This window comes from Ketobacter sp. GenoA1 (assembly GCF_003671475.1).
Lineage (GTDB): Bacteria > Pseudomonadota > Gammaproteobacteria > Pseudomonadales > Ketobacteraceae > Ketobacter.
This window is the reverse complement of the sequence record NZ_RCHM01000046.1, coordinates 257,753-274,350: the sequence shown is the minus strand read 5'-3', so window position 1 is coordinate 274,350 and position 16,598 is coordinate 257,753. Positions and strand designations below refer to the sequence as shown.

16 protein-coding genes and 1 pseudogene are annotated in these 16,598 nt (G+C 46.9%); 10 read left to right on the top strand and 7 right to left on the bottom strand.

The window, feature by feature from the left end; all coding sequences use genetic code 11:
• Window positions 1-171 precede the first annotated feature (171 nt).
• Window positions 172-2,346, bottom strand: coding sequence for a hypothetical protein (locus D9N13_RS23745; protein ID WP_290594649.1), 2,175 nt, complete (start codon window positions 2,344-2,346; stop codon window positions 172-174).
• A gap of 163 nt (window positions 2,347-2,509) precedes the next feature.
• On the opposite strand from D9N13_RS23745, the gene D9N13_RS23740 reads away from it, so the two are divergent.
• The 5 genes and pseudogenes from D9N13_RS23740 to D9N13_RS23720 all read left to right on the top strand — a co-directional run bounded on the left by D9N13_RS23740 (window position 2,510) and on the right by D9N13_RS23720 (window position 8,465).
• The gene (locus D9N13_RS23740) at window positions 2,510-7,069 is read left to right on the top strand and encodes an RHS repeat-associated core domain-containing protein (protein ID WP_290594648.1); all 4,560 of its coding nucleotides are present in this window, start codon (window positions 2,510-2,512) and stop codon (window positions 7,067-7,069) included.
• Window positions 7,066-7,401 carry a hypothetical protein gene (locus D9N13_RS23735; protein WP_290594647.1) on the top strand — a complete coding sequence of 112 codons (336 nt, stop codon included), beginning with the start codon at window positions 7,066-7,068 and terminating at the stop codon, window positions 7,399-7,401. Before D9N13_RS23740 ends, D9N13_RS23735 begins: the two co-directional genes overlap by 4 nt.
• A 15-nt stretch (window positions 7,402-7,416) precedes the next feature.
• Window positions 7,417-7,587, top strand: a pseudogene (locus tag D9N13_RS23730) (RHS repeat-associated core domain-containing protein); the annotation flags it as partial.
• A gap of 54 nt (window positions 7,588-7,641) precedes the next feature.
• Entirely contained in the window at window positions 7,642-8,136 is a 495-nt protein-coding gene (locus D9N13_RS23725) for a hypothetical protein (protein ID WP_290594646.1), read from the top strand.
• Window positions 8,137-8,138: 2 nt separating this feature from the next.
• On the top strand, window positions 8,139-8,465 hold the full coding sequence (locus D9N13_RS23720) for a hypothetical protein (protein WP_290594645.1): 327 nt from the start codon (window positions 8,139-8,141) through the stop codon (window positions 8,463-8,465).
• 20 nt (window positions 8,466-8,485) lie between these two features.
• Here D9N13_RS23720 and D9N13_RS24375 read toward each other — a convergent pair whose 3' ends face one another.
• Complete coding sequence (locus D9N13_RS24375) at window positions 8,486-8,680, bottom strand: DUF4145 domain-containing protein (RefSeq protein ID WP_411268210.1); 195 nt, start codon at window positions 8,678-8,680, stop codon at window positions 8,486-8,488.
• 114 nt (window positions 8,681-8,794) lie between these two features.
• Between D9N13_RS24375 and D9N13_RS23715 the strand changes: the two genes are divergently transcribed.
• Complete coding sequence (locus tag D9N13_RS23715) at window positions 8,795-9,022, top strand: hypothetical protein (protein ID WP_290594644.1); 228 nt, start codon at window positions 8,795-8,797, stop codon at window positions 9,020-9,022.
• On the opposite strand, the gene D9N13_RS23710 is transcribed toward D9N13_RS23715, so the two are convergent.
• Window positions 9,017-9,343 (bottom strand): hypothetical protein, encoded by a 327-nt coding sequence (locus tag D9N13_RS23710; protein WP_290594643.1) that lies wholly within the window; start codon window positions 9,341-9,343, stop codon window positions 9,017-9,019. The genes D9N13_RS23715 and D9N13_RS23710 overlap by 6 nt on opposite strands.
• Window positions 9,344-9,380: 37 nt before the next feature.
• Here D9N13_RS23710 and D9N13_RS23705 point away from each other — a divergent pair, with 37 nt between their 5' ends.
• From D9N13_RS23705 to D9N13_RS23690, 4 genes are all read left to right on the top strand, one after another.
• A complete protein-coding gene (locus D9N13_RS23705; RefSeq protein ID WP_317622548.1) occupies window positions 9,381-9,626 on the top strand; it encodes an Imm74 family immunity protein in 246 nt (81 codons plus the stop codon).
• A gap of 411 nt (window positions 9,627-10,037) precedes the next feature.
• Window positions 10,038-10,436, top strand: a complete 399-nt coding sequence (locus D9N13_RS23700) for a hypothetical protein (RefSeq protein ID WP_290594641.1) — start codon at window positions 10,038-10,040, stop codon at window positions 10,434-10,436.
• Between the two features lie 87 nt (window positions 10,437-10,523).
• On the top strand, window positions 10,524-10,787 hold the full coding sequence (locus D9N13_RS23695; protein ID WP_290594640.1) for a DUF6966 domain-containing protein: 264 nt from the start codon (window positions 10,524-10,526) through the stop codon (window positions 10,785-10,787).
• A 253-nt stretch (window positions 10,788-11,040) separates the two neighbouring features.
• Entirely contained in the window at window positions 11,041-12,267 is a 1,227-nt protein-coding gene (locus D9N13_RS23690; RefSeq protein WP_290594639.1) for an IS256 family transposase, read from the top strand.
• A 28-nt stretch (window positions 12,268-12,295) separates the two neighbouring features.
• On the opposite strand, the gene D9N13_RS23685 is transcribed toward D9N13_RS23690, so the two are convergent.
• The 4 genes from D9N13_RS23685 to D9N13_RS23670 form a co-directional block, all read right to left on the bottom strand.
• The gene (locus tag D9N13_RS23685; RefSeq protein ID WP_290594638.1) at window positions 12,296-12,727 is read right to left on the bottom strand and encodes an ATP-binding protein; all 432 of its coding nucleotides are present in this window, start codon (window positions 12,725-12,727) and stop codon (window positions 12,296-12,298) included.
• Window positions 12,711-14,270: a GNAT family N-acetyltransferase gene (locus D9N13_RS23680; RefSeq protein ID WP_290594635.1), complete on the bottom strand. Its 1,560-nt coding sequence runs from the start codon at window positions 14,268-14,270 to the stop codon at window positions 12,711-12,713. The genes D9N13_RS23685 and D9N13_RS23680 overlap by 17 nt, the downstream gene beginning before the upstream one ends.
• Window positions 14,267-14,713: an ASCH domain-containing protein gene (locus D9N13_RS23675; RefSeq protein WP_290594630.1), complete on the bottom strand. Its 447-nt coding sequence runs from the start codon at window positions 14,711-14,713 to the stop codon at window positions 14,267-14,269. Before D9N13_RS23675 ends, D9N13_RS23680 begins: the two co-directional genes overlap by 4 nt.
• 146 nt (window positions 14,714-14,859) lie before the next feature.
• On the bottom strand, window positions 14,860-16,530 hold the full coding sequence (locus D9N13_RS23670) for an RNA-directed DNA polymerase (protein ID WP_290594625.1): 1,671 nt from the start codon (window positions 16,528-16,530) through the stop codon (window positions 14,860-14,862).
• Between the last annotated feature and the right edge of the window lie 68 nt (window positions 16,531-16,598).

The following is a 16,598-nucleotide window of genomic DNA, read 5'->3' as shown; positions in this document are numbered from 1 at the left end:
TACGAACCTGATCGTGGGGTATGTAAAGTGACTTTGCTACATTCGGAATCGGTCAAACCTGCCATTCATCTCACAATTACTGTTCCCAATTAATGCTCCGCCTGTCTCTATACCCTCTTGGGCGACGATAATTCATCCAATCCATCGAACACCGAATCCCCCGGTGGCGGACTATGGTGATAAATCGTAATCGGGCTGTATCTTTAGATTCGGGTGCTTTTGAAAATATTCCGCAGAACCAAAGGGAAGATAGTAACCCGTCACCTTAACGGCATATTGCGAAACTGTTTCCGGTAACGGTATCGCTCGATCAAACTCCACCAGCAGCTCTTCTCCACGTTGAATGATCACCTCGTTTGCATCCTCATGCGTTAATCGAACATCCATGGCTGGTATGCGAATGGAGCGTCCATCACGGGTGGTTATTTCCAGCTCTACCTTGTCGATGTATGACACTTCGGGTTCGTGTTCCACCAACTTGATCCTGCCGTCAAATACCTGCAAAACCGTTGTTGCGGTGGTTTTGGCGTGTTCACCCAGGGCGTAAGGCAACGTGATACCTTGATTCTTCCACTTATGGGTGTGCTGATCAAATGCATACACAAAGGGGCAACTGCCTTCATCTAGCCCCGCATACAGACCTATTTTATCCGGATCGAACTGCCTGATTGTGTAATTAACCCCCTTGATGTCCACCGATACAGGCTGCAGGCTCATACCGTAATGGAACGTCTTTTCAAGGTAGGGGTGCGCCATTTCAGGAAATGATTTTTTGCGGATTTTTGGCGTGTGTTCTTCAATCCAGCCATCAGGATCGGTTTGCTCGGGGTGATGATAAATGGTATGTGACTCATCCCAGTAATAGATACGATCTTCTTTTACCATGCGCTTGTATATTGCCGCTTGATCCGGGCCACACGCAGGGGAATCCCGTGACTCGGTTAAAGCGGGATTATGGAGATAGGTGAAACCTAAAGACAGAGGTACAACCACCTTTTCGCCAGGCCGAATTTGAAAATCAGGAAACGAAGCTATCATAGTTTCCTTCTTTGAATAGACACGCTGGGTTTCCGCCTCGGGCCGCAGGGCCTCATCAGCAAGTTTTGCGTGCAGCGCTGCCACCCTGATTGGGCTTGAGGAAGTGTTTTCAAATACCATAATCTGAATTTCCAGTTCTCTCAAAAGCGCACTTACCGAAAAAGAGCCGTGGGCCTCGTCCAGAGAGGCTCTGATCAACATGAAATTCTCCGGTACCTGTCCTTCAGTGATGTGTTGAATGGATTTCCACAGATGAGAGTCGTATTTGGCTTTGGTAACCGCGACCTTCAGGTCTGCGTTGGTCAATGGTCGATACAGGGTGGGGAGTCGAATGTAAGTATGGCTCACGTCGTCATCGGTCCAATGACAGTCGGTGTAGAATCCCTCTGGCCATTGGTTGGATCTTAACATGACGTTGTGCAGGTCACCGAAAAGTGAATCAACCCCCAGATAAATGGTCGGCTCTCTGTCGGTGCCAGCCAGATAAGCCTTGCCAACCTTTTCGATAAATTCGCTGCTCTGGGTATCCCTAGACGAGTAATTCACTAACTCTCCCTCGGGGATATAGCCAAATAACGGCTCAGAGTATGCGTTCAAAAAGTCCGCTGCCTGGCGGTAAACGTCGTTTTGAACGATATGGTATTTGCCCTTGAACAATCGGTCCCAGTAGGGATCATCTCCACCCAGCACCAAGCTGTTCAGCAAGATTCCACGTAAGGTGTAATAAGTGACACGAAAAGGCGGTTCGCCCGCCGGCAAACGAATATTCAGTTCCTTGCCTGAGGTAAAACTCGTGAACAAAAGCGGCAGATCGAATGGTTTACCGTGGGCTTTCCAGGACAGCACAGCCTGATCAGCGGATATCTGATGTTTCTTTGCACTAATGATAAATTTGCCGTTGTTATCGGTTACCAATCGGGTTGCGTTTTCACCGCTGGTAAAGGTTAGAGAGAACGATGGCATTAACTCCCCCTGAACGTTCTCGACGTACCCTGTTAATTGGTATCGACTGTTGGGTAGGTATCCCGTTCCGTACAGAACGACAACGAATGAGAGGCCCCACAGTGTGATGGTGACGGCCTTTGCATAATGACCGATGCTCAGAATCTTCTGGATACCGCCCACCATAAGGCCGTGCGGATGGCTTGAAGTGGTACTGAACAGGGCATTTAACGACAGGCTGATAATTCCAAGGGCGGATGCCAGTGTGGTGATCCAGTAATCGTTGATGTAGAAGTGCGTCAAAATGACGAACGCGGTGAATCCGGTTACAAAGCCGATTCTCCAGAAATTCATGTATTGCCCCAATGCCCTATAAGTGTCTCAATCGTATCGGCGCCGCTTGAGAAATCCCGAGCTGGCAAACCTTATTGTGGCAAATGCTTAATACCCTCGTCCAACCGTTTTCCTGCCTCATTTAACGCCCCGGTTGTCTTTATAGCAGGCATTCTGCGCAAGGACTCAGTACCCCATGGGTGACGACAACCAATCCCGCTCCAGTTCCCCCTCCCGCTCCGGCATCAGCGTACACATCCCTAAATGTCGGGCGGCGGATCAGTGGGTGGATCTGCACTACCGCTACGACGATCTTTACCTCACCCCCATTGCCAACATGCCGTTTGAAGTGGTGTGCAAGAAAGATCCCTCCATCAGGCAGCGCGGCACCACCGATGCCGAGGGCAAGGCCCACGTGGAAGGCTTGGTGGCGGGCCCGCTGGAGATCCACTTCAACCCCGACAGTGACGCCGCCGACCGGCAGGAAGCCGAACAGATCCGCAAAGAGCTGAAGCAGACCTTAGACAGCATCGTGGCCACCGTGCAGCAGGATGCGGTGTACAAAGAGCAAGCCTGGGAAGACACCCCCGACATCATGAAAGGCGTGATCTACGCCGGCGCCGCCGCCCAGGGGGTGTGGGATGGGGCCACCGAATTTGTGGATTTCATTACCCAGGCCGGGGCCATTCTGGCCAAGATGGGCATGGCCTATGCCGATGTGTGGGGCAGCATTGTCAGTGGCGACATCAAAACCCTGCAAACTAAGCTGGAACAGGCCCGGGCCAACGGCGCCGAGCTGGCCGATGGCGCCATGGAGACCATGGAAAACCTGTTTTTGCTGCTCTCGGACGAAGAAGTACGGGACCTGCTGTACGAATTCCCCGGGCGCTACTGGGATGCCCACCACAGCGTGGATCAGGTGTACATGGCGGGCTCCGCCGGCAGTGATCTGGTGGTGGGCATCGTGTTGGGGGCGCTTACTGGGGGTGCCGGCGCCGCCGCCATGGGGGCCAAAGCCCTGGCCAAGGGTGGCCAGGCAGTGAAAAAGGTGATGGAGCTGCTGGAAAAACTGGTGCCCATCCTAAAACGGGTGAAAGGCAAACTCAGCTTTAACGGCACCACCAAAAGCAACAAGCAAATGACCTTGCCGGGCAGCCGCAGCAACCGCCCCCACAACAGCAGCCACGCCGGCGACAGCAACCAAACCGGCCGCAACGGCAACGGCGATCTGTGCCAGCCCGCCAGTAAAACCTGCACCAAGGGCGAACCCATCAGCCAGATCACCGGCGAGGAACTGCTGGAACAGGAAGACTTCACCCTGCCCGGCCTGATCCCCCTCGCCTGGAAGCGCCTGTACCGCACCAGCAACCCCCGCAACCGGGGCCTGGGCCATGGGTGGACCTTTCCCACCTGCGAAACCCTGCAGATCGGCAATGATGCCATCCTTTACCACGATGCCGAAGGCCGCCAGATCCAACTGCCGGTGCCCGAGATCGGCCAGTTCACCAGCAACAGCGCCGAGGGCCTGTTTTTGCACCGCGACTGGCACACCGTGTTCTACCTCAAACAACCGGGCCAGCCGGACAAACTCTTTGTGGGTACGGGCACCTTAAAGCTGGCCGCCCTCATGGACACCGTGGGCAACCGCTGGGATTGCTTTTACAACGAGGCCACCCAGCAGATCGAACGCATGGAAGCCAGCTGGGGCAGCGTGCTGGAATTCGAAACCGGCGGGCCGGGCCTGATCCACGCCATCCACAGCCGCCATAACGGCCACCACCAAACCCTGGCCCGCTACCACTACAACGCCGACAATGATCTGATCGCCGTGGAAGATGCCGGTGGCGATGCCGAGCGCTTTGCCTACCAGAACCACATCATCACCCAGCGCACCCTGCGCACCGGCTTTAACTTTTACTTTGCCTGGGATCAGCTCACCCCCAAAGCCCGCTGCCTGCGCCAGTGGGGGGATGCCACGGGTGGCAGCAGCGGGGTGGCCACCTACGATTACCACTTTGAATGGGATACCCAAAACCGCATCACCCGCAGCACCGATTCCAACGGCGGCGTGACCGAAGTGGAATACGATCGGCGCGGCAACGTGGTGCGCGAAACCGATCCCCTGGGCCACAGCACCCATCATCACTACGATCGCTGCGGCCGCAAAATCAAAACCATCGATGCCCTGGGGTTTGAACACAACTTTTACTATGACGATGTGGGTAACCCCACCGGCCACACCGACCCGGCCGGCGGCGGCTATACCCTGCTGTACGATGAACAGCACCGCCCCCTGTGCTTTACCGATGCCGTGGGCAACAGTTGGAGCCGGGAATACAACCGCGATGGGCTGGTGAGCACCACCACCGACGCCGAAGGCAACCAAACCCAATACTTTTACAACCCCCAGGGCCTGCCGGAACTGATCATCGGCCCGGCCCCACCGGGGCAGGCCGGGCAAAAACAGATTCTGGCCTGGAGCCCCAGCGGCCAACTGCTGACCCGTGCCCTGGAACACAACGGGCACACGGTGGAGCCCACCCACTACCACTATGATCAACAGGGCCACGTGGCCCGGGTGGAGCAGGGCAACCACACCACCCGCTACCAACACAACGCCAAGGGCGATGTCACCGCCATCCACTACCCCGATGGCAGCCGCGCCAGCCTGGCCTACAACGCCAACCGCCAACTGACCGAATACACCGACCCCTTAGGCCGTAAAACCCGCTTTGAATACGACGGCCTGGCCCAGGTTAAACGCCGCATTGATCCGGCCGGCAACAGCCTGCACTACCACTACGACCGCGAACGCAACCTGATCGGGCTGACCAACGAAAACGGCGAACACTACCAACTGAAATACGACGCCTGCGAGCGCCTGATAGAAGAGATCGGCTTTGATGGCCGCGTGCAGCAATACCAATACAACCCGCTGGGGCAGCTTACAGCTCATATTGAAGGGCGGCACATCGAAGGCCTGCACGATAACGACGACACCCTCGCGGCGCACACCACCCGCTTCGAACGGGATCCAATGGGCCGCCTGCTGCACAAACATACCCCCGATGGCCACGACACCGTATTCGGTTACGATGCCAACGGCCGCCTGGAAAGCGCCGGCAACCGCCAGCGCACCCTGGCCTTTGCCTACACCCCCAACGGCCAACTGCAATCCGAAACCCAGGATCAAGCCACCCTGGAACACCGCTATGATCCCCTGGGCAACCGCATCGGCAGCGTGCTGCCCGGCGGCCAACAACTGGCCTATGAGTACGATCCTTTCGGGCAGTTCACCGCCCTGGATTACAACGGCCACCGTATTACCCAATTGCAACGCAACCAGCACGGGCAGGAAATCAGCCGCACCCAGGGCCAGGTGCAGGCCGGGTTTGACTATGATCCGGCAGGCCGCCTTACTCGCCATTGGGTGCAAGGCCAACAGGGCCGCGAAACCATCATCGACCGCCAATACCAATACGACGGCGCCGGCCGCCTAAGCCAAATCGACGACCTGCGCAAAGGCCAGATCCGCTACCACTACGACGCGCTGGACAGGCTTAAAACCGTGGAAGGCTACGCCCAGGAACAATTCGACTTTGATCCGGCGGGCAACATCTTAAGCCCGCAAAGCGGCCAGGGCGAGCAAGCCAAAACAGCAGGCAACCGCCTGGCCTTCCACGGCAACCGCCACTTCACCTATGATGCGCGCGGCAACTTGATCGAAGAGCGCCGTGGCACAGGTGGCGCACTGCAAACCCGCTACCACTACAACAGCCAGAACCAGCTGATCAAAGTGGAAAAGAGCGGAGGATCTCTTACACAAGGGCAGGCAACCCAAACCGTCACCTACGCCTATGACCCCCTGGGCCGCCGCATCCGCAAACAGGATGAATTCGGCGAAACCACATTCCTGTGGAACGGCGACGTGCTGCTCAGCGAGCAGCGCAACCGGATCGACAAGCTCTACCTGTACGAACCCAACAGCTTCAAGCCCCTGGCCTTTATCGAAAACAACCAGTGCTACTTCTACCACCTGGACCACCTGGGCACCCCCCAGGAAATGACCAACTGGGAAGGCCAGATCGTCTGGAGCGCACGCTACCGCGTGTATGGCAACGTGCTGCGGCAGGATGTGGAGGCTGTTGAGAACAATTTGAGGTTCCAGGGCCAGTACTGGGATGAAGAGACCGGGTTACATTACAACCGGTTCAGGTATTATGATCCGGGGACAGGGCAGTTTACCCAGCAGGACCCGATTGGGTTGTTGGGAGGGATTAATAATTATCAGTATGCGCCTAATCCGAGTGGGTGGGTTGATCCGTTAGGATTATCTTGTGAAAGGGAAAATTCAGGCAGGCAATCTACAGCGATAACGACTGCCGAGCTTGCAAAATTGCCGCCTCACGAGGAAGGAAAATACTTATATAGAGGCATACATGCGGGGCACCCTGATTATGAAAATGCTTTGCAGGGGAAAGTAGCACCTGGAAATATAAATGGCTCGGCCACTCCTGAAATGCATAATGCTGGCGGTCACGCAGAAAACAGTCCATTTACATCATGGACAAGAGATCCTGCTACAGCCGTTAAACACGCAGAAAAATACGGCGATGGTGGTGTAGTGTTAAGAGTGCCGACAGGGGCGCCACCAGAAGGGGCAGGCTGGAAATGGGAGTGGTCGCCGGATGAATGGAATGAGCAGGAAGTACTACTGCAAGGCTCTCGTAGCAATATTGAGGTTTATAAACCATGACCAAAGATGAGCTTATAGATATTGTTTTGTCGGCTAATGTTGCCGTAGATATTGGCGATAGGACTAACTTAAGGTTAGTCAGCGAGAAGCCAGGAATTTATTCGGCATTTGGTTTAATTAAGGAGCTCCAAATACGCATTGTTAGTGCAAAAAATGCGGGCATTGATGTGATTGGGATTGAAGAACTGTTTGATGCACTAGGCAGGCTTGAGCCTGATACGCTCATTCACAGTTATTCATTAAAAAGCGACACTAGTACGACTCTGCTCTACTTTCGTAATGTGTCGTCGCTGGTCGGAATTGTAATTCTTAAGAAGCCTGCTGCCGCCTAATCAAAGCATCGAGCATTTCAGGGCCAGTACTGGGATGAAGAGACCGGGTTACATTACAACCGGTTCCGGTATTATGATCCGGGGACAGGGCAGTTTACCCAGCAGGACCCGATTGGGTTGTTGGGGGGGATAAATAATTATCAGTATGCGCCGAATCCGAGTGGGTGGGTTGATCCGCTGGGGATGGTTTGTAAAGAGCGTTATGAAAGATATAAAGCGTATCGAGCACAGGGTCTGTCTGTGCAAGATTCAGAAAAATTGTCGAAGACTAAGCCGGATTTCTATGTTGGACCTAGTGGCCCCGACTCAACATTGCCTTCAACTGGATACAGGTATATGAGGTATGAGAACGACGATGGCACTGTAAATAAATTTGCTCCAATGACCATTCAGAATAAATCTGCGCCGACTACATATTTTGGCTTTGAAAAGTACGATACGGGTATTGAAGCCAGAAAAGCCTTCCAGGTAAAAGGCCCTGAAATTGGGCCGGACGCCAATAGTAAAGGCTCTTGGAGTGATGCGCGACTCAGAGGAGAATTTGATACACTGCAATTGTTTGAGAACAAAGAGGTCCAGGCGAGGGTTCCCTATTGGAAGGGGGATGACGTTAAAACCAAACTGGAGCCATTTGCAGAAGCGTATCCGCAATATGGGGAAGGTGGTGCAGTTCAGCTGCATGCAGATAGTAGAAAAATAGATTTTGATAATGTAGATATTTTGCCGGAGAAGTAGTGGTGTCTGATACATACTATGTGATTGCAGAAGTTGACAAAAGGAGTGCAAATGAATCCAACAGTTCCGTGTGGCCAAAACTAATTGCCTATTCCTTTGATGCAAAGAAAATATTATTGGAAGAAGGATATGGTCATGGCCTTATGGGTGGAACTTTGAATCTGGATGGATTTGATGTTTCGCAATGGGAAGACATATTCAAAGAAACAGACTCTGAATGGTTTAAGAAATATATCGTAGATTTTTCCTTAGCCAAAATTTCTAGTGAAAGAGATTTTATAGGCTTACTGAAAAGGAATGGATGTAAAGTTAAAACCATTAAGTATTAATTTTTTATTTCGTTAGTTAATTATTCACCTCGCTTAGGAATGTTCCCTGCCACTTTTTCTACGCCGGACCGTAGGATATAAATTCCGTGTATCAAGTGCTTAACGAGCTCTATGCATGTCATTAGATCTTCCCGGCTAGGAAAATAAGCCCGATGTGCAGAAGCATTTCCTGCATCTAGTACATGGCTTAATGCTTCGCTCATCTTTGGAGTGATTGCCAGGAGGAAAACTACCTAAGGGTGAGGATGAAGCTGTAATTTCTGCAAAGAAATTAAACAGTGGAAATCATGTCGTCACAGACCTAAAAAGTGGAAAAAAACTTAGCTAGCATGGATATCGTTGCAAAAAAGAATTGGGCTTATTGCGTCTATGATTCAGGAGACGGATACATAATATCAATCCCATTTGGCCATAGCTTTGTGGACTTTTCGAGGGCATTTAAACTGAATCTTGATTCGATGGATGAGGAATACTTAACGAAAAAGGCAGAAGATATAAAGAATAACTATGAAAACTACAAGCAGTTTGAAGTGCCAGATCCTTATAGAGAACTATAAATTCTTTTCTAAATTGGTAATCTCTTTCTTAAGCTCATTTAGTAGCATGGATTTTTCTTCTTTTGCAAGATTAGAATAGGCAATGTCTGTAATGCTGGACCGTGCCTTGTCCTTGAAGTATCTGGTGTCTTTGGGTGAGGCGAATTTTGAAACTTTTTGCTTGTCGCTATCATCTAGTCGTAGTTGCACGGAAATTGGCCGAATTACCACGTCAGAATTTTCGTTCGTTTCTATTTGCTGAGGCCAAAAAGTGATTAATGCTGTTCCTGTATCAATATGAAGGATACCACCGTGCTCTTCAAAAACATTAACGTCAGCCATGATACGAAAGATCCCTCAAGATTCGTCAGTCTCTTAGATGTTACACATTGCTGCAAAAATGATAAAGATAAAAATACTGGAGGCTCAGAGGTCTATTATTATGATTAAGGAGATATCGCAAGGACATATTCTGATGGAAACAGAAGAGAGTGTTGTAAGAATTCTAGGTGAAGCTTTTCTCCCTGGTCATAGATCGCCAGATTTTTTGGTTTATGAGAATAGTATGAATGAATGGATTGATCCCAAGAAAAAGACGATCTCTCCTAAGTCAAAAAGAAAATAATTGAACAGTTGCTAAAGGATGCGAATGATCGAAAGCTATTTATAGAAATAGAATAAGGCCTATGGCCTTAGCCTTAATAGCTAGTCAGGGAGGCTCAGTGCATTAGTATCAAATATCAAAGTTACTTAAATTATAGTAGGCCAGTGAGTTGTAAATATGGAATATCGTACACGTACTCAGATATTTGAATACATGCGGATCCTTATAGAAGAGTATGTGAACTCTGAGGAAATGGAAGAGTGTTTGAGTGTCATTGACGAATGTGAAAAAGAAGGGCGATTTCCACCTGGAAAGTGGCTTCTTCATACGGTTGACGAGAACACCAAAAAAAGTAGGGTTTCGTTAAGCTTTGCTCACCAAGAGTTATATAGAGATATTTGTTCTTTTTGCATATAAAAGATAGTGTTTCGCATGAAAATCAGAGTTCCTACCAGCATTGACCTTTCAAACAAGAAAGACTATTCAGATATACCTGAAAATATCAGCTGTGAGCTTCAATCGACTGGCCCCGGTTGGTATCTATTAAAAGTCTTCGAAAATGAAATGTTTATGGGAAATAGACTTGGATATGTAAGTCAGCCGTTTTCAGGTGATGGTCATGTTGAGATTGTTTATGCAACTCGCGGAAAAGGCCCCGGTTTTATCTGCGTATATTTGTACGATAGCCTGTGTAACAACAACTATCTGGCTTTATGTTCTGCCAATGTGTTTCGAGGCGATCTGTTGGGATCAGCCGTTCGACTAGGGGAGAGCTTGTCAGGTATACTTGGCATCAAAATGGTGCAACACCACACTGGTGCAGATTGTTGATTGCATTGTATCAGAACCTCGTAATTTCTCCTTACTTTGACCTGATTGTTGACTTCCCGCTCTAAAATATCTCCGATGGCTGTGATTATGTATATAGAAAAGCTGGAAGAACTCATAGCACTGCTTAGAAAAGCTGAAGCTGACAATTGGGCAGAATGGTTTAACCTTGCAAAGCAATATTATATTGATGGGAAGTATGAGAAATCTTATAGGAAAGTTCTGGGGGCCTACGGTGGGATGGGAAATTTCAATGACGTATATTGGCGTTTACCGGAACATGATGAGAAAAGGCATGATTTTTTGAAAAGTGAAGTTTGGAAAATTGCGAAAAAAGCACTCGAATCCTACTAATTAGTGGGAAGACTGCTTTTGGCCATAAGCGAACATTGATAATCCTATTAGCTCCTAGAAAATATCTCTTTTCTGAAAATTTCGATGCCATCCGAAGTTAGGGAAGAAAACGGTATGGATAACCTAGCTGCATATTCTTCAGCCAGTTTACGAGATAATTCTTGTTGGCTATTGAGCTCTTTAACTGAGCGTATGAGGGTGTAAAAAAATCTGTGTAAGTGGTTATCTTATACCTCAAAAGGAGGGTAACAAGATGGCTGACTTAACGGAAAAACAGAAAGCCTTGTTAGATGAATTACTTAAGGATTTTAAAGGCGATGCCAAGGATTTTCTGGGTCAACAAGGCCTGATCAAAGAGATCACAAAACGAGCACTGGAGTCTGCTCTCGAAGGTGAACTCACAGATCACTTGGGCTATGAAGCCAATGATCCCAGTGGCCGAAACAGTGGCAATTCCCGCAATGGCCGTACATCAAAATCCCTGCAAACCACCGATGGAGAACTTAACCTCCAGGTTCCCAGAGATCGTAACGGTAGTTTTGAACCGCAAATTGTACGCAAACGACAGCGCCGTCTGGAAGGGTTGGACGAAAAGATTATTGCGCTCTATGCCCGTGGTTTGAGTACCCGTGAGATTCAGGATGAACTGATTGAGCTTTACGGCACGGAAGTCTCTGCCACCCTGATTTCCAACGTCACCAACAGTGTCCTAGAGGACGTGCAAGCCTGGCAGGCGCGACCGCTCGATCCAGTCTATCCCATCCTGTATTTTGATTGCTTGTTTGTAAAATCCCGGCAAGAAGGGCCTGTCCGCAACAAGGCTGTTTATTTGGCTCTTGGCATCAACCTGCTGGGAGAGAAAGAGCTTCTGGGTATGTGGCTAGCCGATACCGAGGGTGCAAAGTTCTGGCTCACCGTATTCAATGAACTGAAATCCCGAGGAGTTCAGGATTGCTTTATCGCCTGTGTTGATGGGTTGAAAGGGTTGCCTGAAGCCATAGAAGCCGTTTATCCCGAAACCCGTATTCAACTCTGTATAGTGCATCAGGTTCGCAATAGCCTGTCGTATGTGTCCTGGAAAGATCGCAAAGCCGTAGCGGCTTCACTTCGAATGATTTACACGGCGCCAACTGAGGACGCCGCACGAGCAGCACTGACCGCTTTCGACAATCAATGGGGTACTCAGTACTCGGCTATTGTTCCTGGTTGGGAGCGCAACTGGGAGCGTCTGACGCCATTTTTTGATTACCCGCCGGAAATTCGCAAGGTGGTCTACACAACCAACGCCATAGAGTCACTGAATTACAGTTTACGCAAAGTGATTAAAGGCCGGGGAGCTTTCCCTCATGATGAGGCCATACGAAAACTGCTTTATCTGGGGTTGCGTAATGTCGCTAAAAAATGGACTATGCCTATTCGGGACTGGAAAGCAGCTCTAAATCAGTTCATCATTCTCTATGGTGATAGGGTTCCAGTATGATTATGAACTGCCAGTTACACAGTTATTTTTATACCCTCGAGCGTATTGGACGCAATCGTGAGCCATCCTTTTCCCTCCTCGACAATATCATTTCAGGCTCACAGCATAATAAAATTAATCTTGACGGATTTAATCTTTCAAATATTTCAAAAGGAATTTCCAATATAGATTCATCGGAATCAATCACCATATGAGCATCAAATAATACTATGTTTCTATCCGATAACGACTCTAGTTCTTCTTTCAATTGGTCAACGAGTAAATATTGGTTTTGAAGGATTTCATTCTCTCCCAACAAACGAAGCTCATCCCTATCAGATAAGTTGCGTCCTTTTTTAATTAAAGAACCTGCTGAAAAATGAACGAACTGACTGTCACTTTTCTTCAATTCGTTTATTAAGTGAGACTTTCCTACGCCTGACAGCCCAGCCACCACTACAATTTCATGTTGTTTTGACATCTAGAATAAGTTCCTTCTCCAAAATCTGAAAGTGCTCGTGTGAAATACTTCGGATTGATTGATATGGGCCTTTGATGCCTATTTCCAACAAACGATCATAAAGAATTGCTGGATTAATATGTCCCGCCAACAAGAAATTAATTACTTTAACTTCTTTAGTATCTTTCTTTGTAAAACCAATTAATTGTTCTTGGCTGTACACCGACCTCTTCGCGGTAAGTTTTAATATTTCCTCATGACTGCATGTAATGTCAAAGCCATCGGTAATACCGACTGTCACCAACGACTGGGAATGAAATGAATTTTCATCCTTTAGATGAAAAAACAATAAAATGTCGCCCTTTTGGATAGACTTAATACCAGATTGGCATAAATATACTTTTCTAATGGTGTTACCTGGAACCTTGTTGATTTGGATATCTGGACTGTCGTCAAAAAAGCTTTTCTGTCTCTTACTGACATTTTCAGGGAAAAGAACTTCATAATATGGACTTTTAATCGGAATTAAAAACTTTGACACCTCTTCGCCACGAAGAAATGCAGGGTAATATTGTCGATGGTAGGATAACGGATCAGTGCTCTTAGATGTTTTAAGCAAATCAGGCATAAACGTTTTACCCAAGTAAAGCTCGCCTTTTGTCCGGCCAATAGTTTCAAATCCGTATTGCAATAGCATATCGATCAAATATTTATGCTTGGGAAATACAGTTAAATATACGAAGTCATAAGTGTTTTTATGTGCCCACCAAAGCACTTGCTTGATCAATTGCTCGCCGAGCTTTTCTCCTCGATAACGGTCTTTAACCTTAAAGGTACATATTTTTAAGATTTTTTTCGGCGCGCCTGTAAAGTGTGACTCGGATGAAGGGACATCCTTTTTCAAATCATCGAAACTTTCATCCTTTCTAATCGCGATCCCGGCAATCTCATCATTGAAAATAATAGTCCAACAGTCTCTATGGTTTTTGACGCAGCTATCATGAAACCAAGTATCAAAACCTTCATAATCCTCTCGCAGCGAAGTAAAAATATCATCCTTTTTATTAATTTGATGGCATTGTTTGGACTCAATATACGGTAGTGATACCTTGATGCGGTCATAGGTATCTCTAAGCCATACAATAGCATCTTCAATCCTAAAAACACGACCTGAAATACCTACTCGCTGAGCGCGCTTATGAAGACCTCGATCTTGCGTAATTAAAAAATCGACAGCATCAACATCGTGCAGGCTATGCAAAAGAGTGACGTCCACAAGATCATTTGGGCTTTTTATGGCTCCATAAGTCGCTTCCAGTTCATGCACCGGAGGAATGTCTATGCCGTTTAATAATAAAAATTTATCAATCTTTGAAAGGATAATTTTGCGGCGCTCAGCATCTTTATCCCTCTCAATATCTTTTTTGGATGCTTCATGGATAAAAATTTGAACGCCGTGTTGCTGGCATTTTTTATGGAGGGTGGAAAAAGTCGATACGATTTTTTTATGGTCTTCAAGACCAATCAAAATATTTGTATCAATTAATAGTTTGGGTCCACTCATGCAGCGATGCAGTCTAATACCCTATCAGGTGCGTAGCGGAAAGATTGAGGGGCGGATAAGAAAAACTCATCCCGCATGCGATTTATATGTACAGGTTCATTTAATTCAACGGGCTCTCTTAGCTTTAAAGCAAAACCACTATCTGTACCGTCGAAATATGAATAGAAAAAATCTTTAGTAACACAAGCTTTCTTGCTGCATTTCTTCCATAGGGTATCGATTGGATATTCTCGCACCTTCTCAATAATGGCATACCCGATAATTTCTTTAATGGGACTGGATGCGTATATAAGAGCTATACCGCCTTCAACAGCGTCTATGGGAAACTTACGCCTCAATTCGATTGTTTTTTCACCGGAGATGATTTTGAATGCATATTCAGGCTTTATGCTAATGATGACGTTCTTCGGTTTAACTATCACAATACATCCCTTAAAACTCATGAAAAAAGACCACACGCGAAACACTATATACCAGGCTCTGATTTTCAACAAACACCGAGGGTATTCTCACCTGAAACTGTTCTATTAAAAGTGATAGCGGCCAGGAGCGGACATTGAGTAGCTCTAATCAGTTACGTTTTATTTCATCAATTTTCGCTAGGATCAATCGCATCGAATTCATCGACATCAACATCGATATCAACGTAGGGATTATAGGGTTCCCAATTTTTCATGGTTTTCTGATACTCCTCAATGTCTTGAGATTGATAAAAACATACGCCATTGTCTTTTAAACATTTAAATAGTTTCTCTTTATTGACACTTGCAGCAGACCTCCATTTATGGACTGCCGCCTCATACGAAAGTAGCCAGTGTGTTCCAAACAAGCTGTTGTCATCTAGTAATTTTTCTATCTGATTTTCTAAATCCTTACCTTTAAGCAATCCTTTTTCTTTAGCATCAAGAGCAAGTAATAAAACAACAGAATCCTCCATATTACAGAGAACATAAACTGCTTTTTCGGGAATTTCTTGCTCTAGTAATATGAAGCCCCAGATTGCCCACGATACCTCACTTGCATGCCCTAATCTACCATGCTCAATAATGATATGAGCTAAGCATTGCGTAAATGTAGGTTTGTCAACATCATTAATACGATTTGCTCTCGCTAACCAAACAAAAACAGCCTCAATAACACCAGGCTCCAACATCATGCTCTGCACCATAAAATCCGAAATTGATTCATGATAAAAGTCATGGTCAGGAATGCGTTTAATGGCGTATTTTAAGGTACCTTTGGGATGCTTATTGAAACACGTGAATGCCAAATCATAGTATTCAAGAAGCTGACGAACGTTTGGTTCATTCTCAAATTTGAAATTTCTCAACTGCGCCACTTCGGGGTCTTGCACATTCTCAGGTAATTCCAAAATTTGTGTTTTTAACGTATTTAATTCTAACTCATACTCTTGTAATGCCTGCTGCAATACAGATAAACAATATTCGGCGTCATCTCGGCTTAGACAAACAAATTCATAGTCATCAACCCAATGAAAGCAACCAATAGACCTATTTTTTATTTGCTTGAATATTTCACTATCAATTTCAAGTAAAATTCGTTCTGAAATAAGAAACGATGAGTCTGGACCAATGGGAATTCCCAAAGTCTGTCCGTCTTGGCTGCTGCGTATAAGTAAATCGATAAAATTACCTATTAACTTAGCTGAACGATCTTTTTTAGCAGTTTTCTTACCGTGAAGTGCCCAAGGTATGCTATGTGTGTATATAGAAGGGAAAAAACGTGCGATATCCGTTTTTACTAAGTAACGTCCCTTCGCTCGCTCCTTTAACCTGCGTATCGGAATTTCATCCCAATCGTTTAAAAATTCAAACGCTCTAATCTGTTCATTTTCTTCAAATTTGGGAAAACTCATAGAGTAGTCAGGAGAAATGAAATCATTCTCGAATTCAAACATATTAAAGTTGTCAGCCAAAATGAGTGACAAAAGATAGTAAAACGTGGGATTGGGTAGTCCTAAAATACGCCTTAACTGTCCAGGCCGTGCTAAACTAAATCGACAAAGCTCAGCAGTTTTCAGTCTACCTCCTTTGTGTAAATCATCAATTAAAAGTTTCTTGAATTCATCGGGGTTGCTTTCAACGTAATTGGCAAAGCTAGCTGTGGCAAATGGCGGCGGTAATTGTCTTGGGAAATAGCCTCTCCCTATAAGAGCCAAAAACACCGATTTTTTCGAAACGTCTCCGAAAACAGATGCATGGGTAGTATTTATGATATTTGTCCAATCGCTTTTTTTCATCCTTATATCTAAGCGACCTCCATGATATTTAACAAACCAGTAGTCATAACGCCATCCGAAAAAAAGCA